Consider the following 10948-nt stretch of genomic DNA (forward strand, 5'->3'; position numbering starts at 1 on the left):
AGGAAAAAGCTTTTTACAATTAAAATTGTAATAAAAAAAAAATTCGCAACTTTTTAAGAAGATATCAAAGGAATGTTTGAATATTGACTAAAACGTTGTAATTTTCCTAGAAATACTTATTTTTTTTGTTTTATCTAAAAAAGAACGCCGGCAAATTAATGAGATATTTTTTAAATTGACGTTAAATTTCCTTCAATAAAATTAAAAAAAGTTTTTTTATTTAAACTAAACGTATAAATTTGCTCCTCTACAAGTTAAATATAACTAAAAAATAAAAATTATTTAAAACTATTAAAATTTAAAAAAATGGCAAACGTTAAAGTTAAAAAAGAGAGCACTTCAAATGGAGGAGGAATGATTACTGGAATCATAATTGTAGCGTGTATCTTAGTTGGGTTTTTAATTTGGAAATTCGTTATGGGTTCTCCTGCTAACTTTGAAGGTGGAAATCCTGAAACAGGCCACCCAATCAATACTTTAGGGATGGTATATAAAGGAGGTTTCATTGTACCGGCATTATTAGGGATGTTCTTAATGGTGGTTGTGTTTTCTATTGAAAGATATATTGTTATCGGAAAAGCAGCTGGAAAAGCTAATTTGGATAAATTCATGAAAAACGTTCAGGCTAGTATTAAAGAAGGAAACATCGAAGCTGCAATTGCTGCTTGCGACAAACAACAAGGTTCTGTAGCAAATGCAATTAAATCTGCTTTGATTAAATACCAAGATGTTAAAAAAGAAGGTTTCAACAGTGAAGAAGCTGCAGAAGTAATCCACAAAGAAATCGAAGAGGCAACTTCATTAGAAATGCCAATGTTAGAAAAAAACATGACAATTATTTCTACTTTAGTATCATTAGGAACTTTAGGAGGATTATTAGGAACTGTATCTGGTATGATTAAAGCGTTTGGTGCGTTAGCTTCTGCTGGAACTCCAGACCAGGCTGCTCTTGCAACAGGTATCTCTGAAGCACTTATCAACACTGCAACAGGTATCTCTACTTCAGTTTTAGCAATTATCTCTTACAACTTCTTTACTGCTAAGATTGATGATTTAACTTACTCAATTGATGAGGCTGGTACTACAATTGTAAACACTTACAGAAGATTCAGAGGAAGTTTGAAACAATAATTAATTTTTAATTATTAAATAATTACAATTAATTATAAAAATAAAAGATAATGGCTAAAATAAAAATGAAAAAGAAGTCAACATCGACAGATATGACTGCCATGTGTGATGTTGCGTTCCTTTTGCTTACGTTCTTTATCTTAACCGCTACTGCTAAAGTACCTGAGGCGTTACCAGTTGACACTCCTTCTTCTACTGTACAAAGTAAATTGCCAGATACAGATTTGGCTATTATTACAGTAGGTAAAGGTGCTGACGGAAAAACTAAAGTATTTTTTGATATCAAAGGAAGAGATCTTCGTAAAAAAACTCTGGAAGGAATGGGCGATAAATTAGGCGTTCCTTTCTCAGAAGAAGATCAGGCTAAATTTGCATTAATGGATGACTTTGGTGTTCCATTAGCAAGTCTAAAGCAAATCATTGATATGAAAGCGAGTGATAGAACAAAAGCAAATCAACCTGGTATTCCAACCGATTCGACAGATAACCAATTAAAAGAGTGGCTTTTAGTTTCAAGAAGAGCTGCAATTGATTTAAGTGGTGGAACTAAAGAATTGCAGATTGCAATAAAAGGAGATGCTAAAGAAGAATATCCTGAAATCAAAAAAATAATGGATATTTTACAAGATCAAAAAATCAATTCCTTTAACTTAGTTACAGGTATGAGAGGAAAAGACTTTTAATTAAAAAAGATACACTAAAATGGCTGAATTAAATACCGGCGACGGTGGAGGCGGAAAAGGTGGTAAAGTAAGAAGTAAAAAGCAGAACTCAAAAGTCGATTTAACGGCTATGGTGGATTTGGCATTCTTATTGATCACATTCTTTATGTTGACCACATCGTTGTCAAAACCTCAATCGATGGATTTATCTTTACCAGATAAAGATGAAAAAGATGACAAGAACATTGATATAAAAGTTGATGAGAATCGTACGATGACTGTTCTTTTAGGGGAAAACAATAAATTGGTGCGTTACGTTGGTAGATTGGAAGCGCCAGTTGCCGGAGGTGCACCAAAAGATTTTACTTATGGTAAAGACGGAATTCGCAGAGAATTAATGACCAGAGGAAAATTAGTTCTTGAATATTCTGCCGCTAAAGGAAAACCTAAAGACGGTATTATAGTTATCATCAAACCAACTAAAAAATCTACATACAGAAATTTAGTTGATATTTTAGATGAAATGGCTATTGTGGGAGTTGGTAAAACTGGATCATACGCTATTGTAAATGATGTTTCTCCTGAAGAAATGAAATTGTTAGAGCCAAAATAAGAGCGATCTATTTGTCAATAACCTAATAATCAAGAAAAATGAAATTAGATATTATAAAAAATCAGTGGCTTGATATCGTATTTGAAGGACGTAATAAGATATATGGTGCATATGAGTTAAGAAAATCAAACGGTAAGACGACTGTAAAAGCACTTATCATTGGTTCTATTATCTTCAGCTTTGCTGTTGCAGCTCCTCTTATTGCTAGTTTTTTACCAGATTCTAGTGAAGAAGAAGTAAATAATGATATTAAGATTGCGACGGTAAAAATGCCTCCTAAAAAAGAAGAGGTAAAACCAAATACGCCTCCACCACCTCCGCCACCTCCAAAACAGGATCAGGTGAAGTTTGTGAAGCCTGTAGTTGCAAAAGCAGAAGAGGTAACTGAGGAACCACCAAAAATTGAAGAAATTAAAGACAAGAAAGTTGGTTCTGAAACTATTAAAGGTGATCCGAATGCTAAAATTACTGTCGATGAACCAGTTGGAACTGGACCAGTTGCAGCAGTAGTAGAAGAAGATAACAACGTTTATAACACGGCTGGTATCGAAGTAAAACCAGATTTTCCTGGAGGAATTGATAAATTCTACAAATTTGTAGGAAACAATTATAAGACTCCTGAAGAAGAAGGTCTAAAAGGTAAAGTTTACGTTACTTTTGTAGTTGAAAAAGACGGTTCATTAACCGACATTAAAGTTTTAAGGGATATCGGTTACGGTACAGGAGCAGAAGCAATTCGTGTTCTTAAAAAATGTCCAAAATGGACTCCTGGCGAGCAAAATGGTAAAAAAGTTAGGGTACTTTACTCACTGCCTATTACTATTCAATCTGCAGAATAATGTTAAAAGATATGCTTAATAATATTCAGAAGAAATCGCTCAAAGAGCGATTTCTTCTTGTTTTAGGAATACTGTTTTTTTTAATATATCTTGTGCTTGGTTTAATGATAATGTTTTGGAAAAAATTACCATTAGACATGGAGTGGAAATATAGATATGCTTTCGGAGGGCTATTGATTATATATTCAGCAATCCGATTTTTGAGATTAATTAATTCAAATTCAGAATAGTAATATGTTAAAGTATAGTAAAGTTTTTGGAGTGATTGCTTTTGTTTTTTTGTTTGCCATGTGTAACCAAACAAGCAAGAATGAATCTAATGGAGAAACAATTTTAAAAGGATCTTTAGATATAACTGTTGACGAAACTGTAAAGCCAATTGTAGAAGATCAGATTGCTGTATTTGAAGGAACTTATTATGATGCTAAAATTTCAATTAAGCCCAAATCTGAAGCTGAACTTATAAATGATTTGTTAAATCAGAAAGCTAAAGTAGTCGTAACTACAAGAGATTTGACACAGGAAGAAAAAAGCAGATTTGACAAGAGTAAAATAAATCCTAGGGTGACACCGTTTGCTAAAGACGCGATAGCATTGATTTCGAATAAAAACAATAATGATACGTTAATTGCGTTAAAATCTGTAATTGATTTTATTCAGGGTAATGCTGATTCTAAAATCAAGGGATTAGTTTTTGACAATCCAAATTCAAGTACAGTACGTTACATGAAAGATTTGGCTAAAGTCAAAAATATTCCTGCTAAAGGTATTTTTTCATTCAAAACAAACGATGAAGTTATAAAATTCGTTTCAGAGAATGACGGAATGATTGGTGTTGTCGGTGTAAATTGGCTATCTCAACCATCGCCGAATATGGTTGATGTAGTGAAGAAAATTAACGTTCTGGGTGTAAAAGGGCTTAAAGATGATACGTATTATTACCCAACACAAAATGATCTTGCAGAATTAAAATATCCTTTGGCACGTGATTTGTATATTATAAATTGTCAGGGATATACCGGATTAGGAATGGGATTTGCTTCATTCATTGCTGGTGAAATCGGACAGCGAATAGTTTTAAAATCTGGATTATTACCTGTAAAAACTCCAAGTAGAAAGCTTAAAATTAGAAGTGAAATTATAAATGATAAAGAATAAATTAATTACTATAAAGATGAATAAATTTAAAATTTTTAGTTTTGCCTTAGTTGCTTCAGTTTCTGTTGCAAAAGCGCAGGACATCAACCAAGCTAAAAAAGCAATCGACGCTGAACAATTTGAAAAAGCTAAGTCATTGTTAAAATCAATAATTAAAGCTAAGCCATCAGATGGAGAGGCTAATTTTGTTTTAGGTAATGTGTATCTAAATCAGGCTATTGTTGATTCTGCTAAAATTTATTACTTAAATGGAATTGAAGCAGCTGATAAAAAACACTTAAATTATATCGGATTAGGTCAAATCGATCTTGATAATAAAAATACTGCCGCGGCTCAGGCAAATTTTGGTCTGGCTACAAAAGATATTAAAAAGAAAGATGTAAACGAATTCATCTACATTGGTAGAGCTTATATGAATTCTGTGAATCCTGATTATAAAAGTGCAATTGCAAGCTTGCAAAAAGCTCTTGCAATCGAACCGCAAAATGCTACGGCTCTTTTAGCCATTGGGGATGCATATTATGGAGCAAATAACCAAAATGATGCTTACAAAGCTTATCGTGATGCATTTACAGCTGATAAAACTTTATTAAGAGCTAAAATGCAATTAGGTGTATTGTTAAAAGGAGCAAAATCTTATGAAGAAGCGATTAAAGCTTTTGATGAAGTTATTGCACTTGATGCTAATTACGGTCCTGTTTACAGAGAGCTTGCTGAAACTTATTACAAATGGGCAAGAAATAAACCTTCGACATCAACTGCTAATTTGCAAAAAGCAATTACAAATTACGAAAAATATTTAAGTCTTACAGACTATTCTCTTAACTCTAGAATGCGTCATGCTGATTTTCTAATCTTGGTAAAAGATTATAAAGCTCTTGAGACAGAAGCTAACAAAATGATCGAATTAGATAAAGTTAATCCGAGAATTTATAGATATTTAGGTTATTCAGCTTATGAGAATGGAAACTATGATGTAGCCATCAAATCATTAGAAGATTACATTAAAGTGCCGACAAATAAAATAATAGCAAGAGATTATTTATATTTAGGTCTTGCTAAAATCAAAAAAGGAACTGATGCGCAAGGTGTGGTAGATCCTGCTGCTTTTGATGCTGGTGTAGCTGAAATTAAAAAAGCTGTAGCTTTGGAGCCTTTAGTAGTTGAAGACCTTGGTGATTTCGGTAAAGAATTGTTTAGTAAAAAGCAATTTGCGCAAGCTGCTGCATTATATGAATTAAGTTCGGCTAATACCGAATCAAAAAATTATTTGACTGATAATGTTTACTATGGTATTTCACTTTATTATGCTAATGTAAACAAAACTGCTACTGCTCCGGATGTTATTGCTGCTTTGGGTAAAGCTGATGCTGCCTTTGACAGAGTGCTAGTTGCTTCTCCTACATATGATGAAGCTTACCTTTATAAAGGAAGAATTAATAATTTGTTGTCAAAAGATGATCAGATTATCAAAAACTATGAAACGTATGTTACTAACATAACTGCTAAAGGTGCTGAGGAATTAGCTAAACCAGCTACAGTTAAAAAAATAGTTGAAGCTTACAATAGTATTGGTGCAAGTTATGCTAATACAGATAAAGCTAAAGCAATTGAATACTTCAATAAAACTTTAGTTTTAGACCCAGCAAATACTTACGCTGCACAATCTATAAAAGCTTTAAAATAATTAAGTTTTACATTAAAAATACAAACCGATAGTTTCTTTGAACTATCGGTTTTTTTATGTTCCGTATTTAAATGACTATCTTTGCACTTTAAAATAAAAGAATGTTATCAAAAGAAATACAATTGGAAGTGAATAAAGGTGCTATGTTGCCTTTAATGGAAGAGTTTTATACGATTCAGGGAGAAGGTTTTCATACAGGAACAGCTGCTTACTTTATACGTATAGGAGGCTGTGATGTAGGTTGTCATTGGTGTGATGTCAAAGAAAGTTGGAACGCAGAATTACACCCGCCAACTAGTATAGATCTAATTGTAAAAAATGCAGCAAGTTATGCTAATACTATAGTAATTACCGGAGGAGAGCCATTATCTTGGGACATGACATTGCTTACACAACAATTAAAAGAAAAAAACTTAAAAGTTCATATTGAAACTTCAGGGGCATACCCACTATCTGGAACTTGGGATTGGATCTGCCTTTCTCCAAAAAAGAATAAATTGCCAACTCAAACGGTATATGATAATGCACATGAGCTAAAAGTGATAATTCATAATAAACACGATTTCATTTTTGCAGAAGAACAAGCTGAACTTGTAAATAGTAACGCAATTTTATTCCTTCAGCCAGAGTGGAGCAAAAAAGAAGAAATGACACCATTAATTGTTGATTATGTTATGAATAATCCAAAATGGAGAGTTTCACTACAGACACATAAATATTTAAATATACCATAAACAAAAAGTCTCTTCAACTGAAGAGACTTTTTGTTTATTAAGTGTTTACCATGTATAAAAATGAAACAACTTTTTATTTCCAGTTTTTGTATTTTTTTAAATTGGTAATATGTGCCAGATGATGATTTCCGTGCCAGGCATATGTTCCGATAACTTGTTTAATGCTGTATTCAGTATTATTTTCGGGATGTATAAATGATTTTTGTAAATCAGTTTCTGATAAGTTTTGCATAATAAAGGTCCATCTATAATGCAATCCTTCTAATAAGTTTAGGGTAGGAGCAATCGGCATTTTTAGATTATCAGGCAATTCGGCCCATATTACTTCATCATACGCTTTTATTATCGGAATATTTTCAGTCAAAGACCATTTTGTTCTAATAAAACCATTCATGTGACTTTCGGCACAATGGTGAATAAGCTGTCGTAGACTCCAGCCGCCTGGACGATATCGTGTATCTAATTGTTCATCGCTTAAATGAAGAGTTTCCTTTTTAATTCTTTCAGGAAAAATTCTAATTTCTTCAATTTTAGTTGAAATATACTCGGATGTATAGGTTGAAGGCACTTCAAATTTTCCTATTGGATATTTTAATTTTTCTAAATCTAATTCTTCCATATTTTTTCTGCTTTTATATAGTAAGTCTCGCTAAATAATCAAAATGTTCTCCTTCTGTTATAAGTTCACACTTTAAGCCATTTGCAATAGCAGCATTCTGAAGTGTGTTATAATCCAAATATAACCAGTTAAAAGGTTCTTCCTTTTCTCCCTTGTATGAAATGTTAAAAACAAGTTCCCCATAATAATCATTATTCGAGGGAATCCATTTTCCGCCATCTTCATCTTCATCAAACATATAAATAATATCAGAGCTGTCTAATAAAATTTGACCGCCAGGATTCAATAATGATTTTAGTTTTAATAAATATTGATTACAATTTTCTAATTTTCCAAAAATACCAACACCATTCATTAATAAAAGTATTGAATCAAATTTTTCACCTTCAAAATCCAGAATATCTTGAACTTTAGCATTTTTTACTCCACGTAGCCTGCAGGTTTCTATAGCATGGTTGGAAATATCGATAGATGTTACCTCCAAATTGCGATCATTTTGCAGTGACAAACTATGGCTCCCGGCTCCGCATCCTACATCCAGAACTTTTCCATTCGCCAATTGCAAGGCTTTTTGCTCAATTTTGGGCATTTCATTATAAGAGCGGAATAAATAATCAACACTCATTTCATCTTCTTCCGAAATTGAAGTTTCTGTAATAATATCCTCAGGAGAATTATTGGTCTGAAAATCATACATTGCTTTTCCAAAAAGATCTTTCATCGTATTTTAATTCAAAGTTTAGGGTTTCAAGTTCAAAGTTGCTTAATTTTGCACATCAACTTTAAATTTTAAACTTGAAACAAATTTTAAATAACTTAAATAAGTTAGCCAAAGATAAGCATATCGAAAACAAAAAGTATTTTGATAAGCTTAAAAAGAAACAGCCAAAAAACTTAGATTATGTCATGCAGGAATTACATGATAAGGAATTTAAGCGAACAGACTGTTTAAAATGTGCTAATTGCTGCAAAACAACCGGGCCTTTGTTTACCCTCGCAGATATTGAAAGAATTTCCAAATCATTTAAACAAAAGCCACAACAATTTATTGACCAATATTTAAGAATTGACGAAGACAAAGATTATGTCTTAAAAAGTGTGCCCTGTACTTTTTTAGACAATGAAAACTATTGTATGATTTATGATGTTCGGCCTAAAGCATGCAGAGAATTTCCACATACAGATCGCAAAAAATTTCATCAAATTTCAGATCTGACACTTAAGAACGTTGCAATCTGTCCAGCGGCATACAATATTGTAGAAGAAATGAAAAAGAAATTGCCCTTGTAGAATTAAATATTTTGTAAATTGTTTTAATAACAAATCATTATTGCTTTTTTAGCTGTAATTTTGAATCTTAATAAAATCCAATATTAATATAAGACACCAAATTTGAATTTAGAATATTTTATAGCCAAAAGACTTATTACTGCCAGAAATTTCAAAAGCAGTATTTCGGCTCCAATTATAAAAATTGCCATTTCGGCTATCGCTATAGGTATTATCATGATGTTGGTTTCAGTTGCAACAGGAATAGGCTTGCAGCAAAAGATACGCGAAAAAGTTTCTGCTTTCAATGGTCAGGTTATTATTTCCAATTATGACAACAATAATTCTGAAGTAACTCTTGTTCCAATTTCTAAAAACCAAGATTTTTATCCTGATTTTAAATCAGTCCCTGAAGTTAGTCATATTCAGGCTATCGCTAGTAAAGCTGGAATCATCAGAACCGAAAATGCTTTTGAAGGAATAATTTTTAAAGGAGTAGGTTCAGATTATGACTGGAATAATATTAAAGAATATTTAGTAGAAGGAAAATTACCGGATTTCTCCAAAAATTTAAATGAAGAAGTTATCATTTCCAGATTTTTGGCCAATAGGCTTAATCTGAAAATTGGTGATAATTTTAATACCTTTTTTATTAAAGAAGAACAAGGTAAAATGCCAAATAGCCGTCGATTCAAAATAACCGGGATTTTTAATTCAGGTTTTCAGGATTTTGATGCAACTTATATAATAGGAGATATTCGCCATATACAACGTATAAATAAATGGAGTCCAGATCAGGTCGGTGCATTTGAGGTTTTTGTCAAAGACTTTAATAATATCAAAACGACCGGTAACCAAATCTACGAACAAACTTCTTCAGATTTAGACACTAAGACCATAATAGAGAAATACAGCTATATTTTTGATTGGCTTCAGCTTTTCGATTTTAACATTATTGTTATTCTTGCAGTAATGATTTTAGTAGCAACTATAAATATGGTAGTAGCATTGTTGGTTCTTATTTTAGAACGAACACAAATGATCGGAATTTTAAAAGCATTGGGAGCAAATAACTGGACAGTAAGAAAAATATTTTTATATAATGCTTTTTATCTAATAATGAGAGGACTTTTTTGGGGAAACCTAATTGGAATTTCATTATTGTTAATTCAGCAACAATTTGGCGTTATTCAGCTCAATCCAGAAAATTACTATGTTAATCAGGCTCCGGTATATATAAATTGGGTGTATGTCATATTGCTCAATTTGCTTACAATAACTGTTTGTTTCCTGGTGCTATTAATTCCTTCCTATATAATTACCAAGATATCTCCCGTAAAAGCAATACGCTTCGATTAAATTAAATATAACATTTATTATAAATAACCCGACAAGTTTATACCTGTCGGATTGTTTTTATGTCTGATGTATAAGTATACTATATGCTATAATAACAGTATTATTGGATATTTACACATTATTAAATTTGGGTTTTAATAAGGAGCTATTTCCCGCTATCCGTTCCAATCTTTTGTGTCTCGTTAAAGAAACGAGACACAAAAGGATTTCCACTTCTATCGGGGCTAGGGAAGCTGTTTCAAAAGAAGATAATCTTTTCCGGAAGAATAGTTGCGCCTTGACATCTTTGCGAGAATCAACGATAAGCGAAATCCAGCTTTTGCGACCTTTGCGGATACAGGTTCAAAAAGAAAAACAACTTTGCATCTTTGCGGTAAAATCGCCCCAAAGAGCCAAATCCTGAAAAGGCTAAAAAAACTTTCTGTTATAAAAACCATCAGACCAGTAACTTATAAAAAAGATTGAAATTATATAATAAAAACCCTTGTAAATGTAAATAAAGGTGCTACTTTTGCACCCGCAACAACGACACACGTTCCCTGATATACTGACAAGCAATACGAATTAAGACTGAAAAAATTTTTCAAAAAAAGATTCAAAAAAGCTTGTGAGATTAGAAAACGGATGTTACATTTGCACCCCGCAAAACACGGAAAGTTCATTGAGAGATTGGTAAGGTTTGAGAAGAAAAAGGAAAAGAAATTTTCTAAAAAAAAACTTCAAAAAACATTTGCCGGTTTGAAATAAGTTTTCTACTTTTGCACCCGCTTTGAGAAACAAGCGAAACAAAAAAGAAATACACGTTCGTAGACATATTGAATTGACAGCCGTCTCGTTTTACAACGAGACAAAAGAATAAGAGTAATGGAATCGTAAG

Annotated in this window: 12 protein-coding genes; 10 read left to right on the forward strand and 2 right to left on the reverse strand. The window is 32.2% G+C overall.

The features are described 5' to 3' along the window. Positions 1–306: 306 nt before the first annotated feature. The 8 genes from JOD96_RS09975 (at position 307) to JOD96_RS10005 (ending at position 6824) form a co-directional block, all read left to right on the forward strand. Entirely contained in the window at positions 307–1131 is an 825-nt protein-coding gene (locus JOD96_RS09975; protein WP_209564127.1) for a MotA/TolQ/ExbB proton channel family protein, read from the forward strand. Positions 1132–1181: 50 nt separating this feature from the next. Next, complete coding sequence (locus tag JOD96_RS09980; protein WP_209564128.1) at positions 1182–1814, forward strand: ExbD/TolR family protein; 633 nt, start codon at positions 1182–1184, stop codon at positions 1812–1814. 19 nt (positions 1815–1833) lie between these two features. After that, the gene (locus JOD96_RS09985) at positions 1834–2406 is read left to right on the forward strand and encodes an ExbD/TolR family protein (RefSeq protein WP_209564129.1); all 573 of its coding nucleotides are present in this window, start codon (positions 1834–1836) and stop codon (positions 2404–2406) included. 38 nt (positions 2407–2444) lie between these two features. Beyond that, positions 2445–3245 carry an energy transducer TonB gene (locus JOD96_RS09990; RefSeq protein WP_209564130.1) on the forward strand — a complete coding sequence of 267 codons (801 nt, stop codon included), beginning with the start codon at positions 2445–2447 and terminating at the stop codon, positions 3243–3245. Continuing rightward, positions 3245–3475, forward strand: coding sequence for a hypothetical protein (locus JOD96_RS22435; protein WP_245188385.1), 231 nt, complete (start codon positions 3245–3247; stop codon positions 3473–3475). The genes JOD96_RS09990 and JOD96_RS22435 overlap by 1 nt, the downstream gene beginning before the upstream one ends. A 4-nt stretch (positions 3476–3479) precedes the next feature. Continuing rightward, complete coding sequence (locus JOD96_RS09995; RefSeq protein WP_209564131.1) at positions 3480–4403, forward strand: PstS family phosphate ABC transporter substrate-binding protein; 924 nt, start codon at positions 3480–3482, stop codon at positions 4401–4403. A gap of 16 nt (positions 4404–4419) precedes the next feature. Further along, positions 4420–6090: a tetratricopeptide repeat protein gene (locus JOD96_RS10000; RefSeq protein WP_209564132.1), complete on the forward strand. Its 1671-nt coding sequence runs from the start codon at positions 4420–4422 to the stop codon at positions 6088–6090. 101 nt (positions 6091–6191) lie between these two features. Next, entirely contained in the window at positions 6192–6824 is a 633-nt protein-coding gene (locus tag JOD96_RS10005) for a 7-carboxy-7-deazaguanine synthase QueE (protein WP_209564133.1), read from the forward strand. Between the two features lie 73 nt (positions 6825–6897). Here JOD96_RS10005 and JOD96_RS10010 read toward each other — a convergent pair whose 3' ends face one another. Together JOD96_RS10010 and JOD96_RS10015 are read right to left on the reverse strand one after the other, a co-directional pair. Continuing rightward, positions 6898–7443, reverse strand: coding sequence for a YfiT family bacillithiol transferase (locus tag JOD96_RS10010; RefSeq protein ID WP_209564134.1), 546 nt, complete (start codon positions 7441–7443; stop codon positions 6898–6900). A gap of 13 nt (positions 7444–7456) precedes the next feature. Beyond that, positions 7457–8164: a class I SAM-dependent methyltransferase gene (locus JOD96_RS10015; RefSeq protein WP_209564135.1), complete on the reverse strand. Its 708-nt coding sequence runs from the start codon at positions 8162–8164 to the stop codon at positions 7457–7459. Positions 8165–8238: 74 nt separating this feature from the next. Here JOD96_RS10015 and JOD96_RS10020 point away from each other — a divergent pair, with 74 nt between their 5' ends. Continuing rightward, positions 8239–8733 (forward strand): YkgJ family cysteine cluster protein, encoded by a 495-nt coding sequence (locus tag JOD96_RS10020; protein ID WP_209564136.1) that lies wholly within the window; start codon positions 8239–8241, stop codon positions 8731–8733. 102 nt (positions 8734–8835) lie between these two features. After that, positions 8836–10071 (forward strand): ABC transporter permease, encoded by a 1236-nt coding sequence (locus tag JOD96_RS10025; protein ID WP_209564137.1) that lies wholly within the window; start codon positions 8836–8838, stop codon positions 10069–10071. Positions 10072–10948: the final 877 nt, after the last annotated feature.

It is taken from the genome of Flavobacterium sp. 1355 (assembly GCF_017833415.1).
In the GTDB taxonomy this organism is placed as follows: Bacteria; Bacteroidota; Bacteroidia; order Flavobacteriales; family Flavobacteriaceae; genus Flavobacterium.

What these genes read in the sequence shown, in the direction of transcription:
- JOD96_RS09975 (WP_209564127.1), top strand. Translation starts at nt 307, where the DNA reads ATGGCAAACGTTAAAGTTAAAAAAGAGAGCACTTCAAATGGAGGAGGA.
- JOD96_RS09980 (WP_209564128.1), top strand. Translation starts at nt 1,182, where the DNA reads ATGGCTAAAATAAAAATGAAAAAGAAGTCAACATCGACAGATATGACT.
- JOD96_RS09985 (WP_209564129.1), top strand. Translation starts at nt 1,834, where the DNA reads ATGGCTGAATTAAATACCGGCGACGGTGGAGGCGGAAAAGGTGGTAAA.
- JOD96_RS09990 (WP_209564130.1), top strand. Translation starts at nt 2,445, where the DNA reads ATGAAATTAGATATTATAAAAAATCAGTGGCTTGATATCGTATTTGAA.
- JOD96_RS22435 (WP_245188385.1), top strand. Translation starts at nt 3,245, where the DNA reads ATGTTAAAAGATATGCTTAATAATATTCAGAAGAAATCGCTCAAAGAG.
- JOD96_RS09995 (WP_209564131.1), top strand. Translation starts at nt 3,480, where the DNA reads ATGTTAAAGTATAGTAAAGTTTTTGGAGTGATTGCTTTTGTTTTTTTG.
- JOD96_RS10000 (WP_209564132.1), top strand. Translation starts at nt 4,420, where the DNA reads ATGAATAAATTTAAAATTTTTAGTTTTGCCTTAGTTGCTTCAGTTTCT.
- JOD96_RS10005 (WP_209564133.1), top strand. Translation starts at nt 6,192, where the DNA reads ATGTTATCAAAAGAAATACAATTGGAAGTGAATAAAGGTGCTATGTTG.
- JOD96_RS10010 (WP_209564134.1), bottom strand. Translation starts at nt 7,443, where the DNA reads ATGGAAGAATTAGATTTAGAAAAATTAAAATATCCAATAGGAAAATTT.
- JOD96_RS10015 (WP_209564135.1), bottom strand. Translation starts at nt 8,164, where the DNA reads ATGAAAGATCTTTTTGGAAAAGCAATGTATGATTTTCAGACCAATAAT.